The organism is Achromobacter sp. SIMBA_011 (assembly GCF_046535435.1).
GTDB lineage: Bacteria > Pseudomonadota > Gammaproteobacteria > Burkholderiales > Burkholderiaceae_B > Achromobacter > Achromobacter dolens.
On the sequence record NZ_JAWRWN010000611.1, the window covers coordinates 1 to 265 of the forward strand.

A 265-nucleotide genomic window follows, 5' to 3' on the forward strand; every position below is an offset into this window, starting at 1 on the left:
GGCAGAATCATGATGTACACCTCGGGGTGGCCGAAGAACCAGAAGATGTGCTGGTACATCACCGGGTCGCCGCCGCCTGCCGCGTTGAAGAACGACGTGCCGAAGTGGCGGTCGAACAGCACCATCGTGATCGCGCCTGCCAGAACCGGCATCACGGCGATCAGCAGGTAGGCCGTGATCAGCCACGTCCATGCGAACATCGGCATCTTCATCAGCGTCATGCCCGGTGCGCGCATGTTCAGGATCGTCACGACGATGTTGATCC

The 265-nt window shown here is 60.8% G+C and carries 1 protein-coding gene; it reads right to left on the minus strand.

Annotation, left to right across the window (positions count from 1 at the left end; genetic code table 11):
* Positions 1–265, minus strand: a 265-nt coding sequence (locus SB816_RS32380) for a cbb3-type cytochrome c oxidase subunit I (protein ID WP_410548294.1), incomplete at both ends; no start/stop codon positions are given.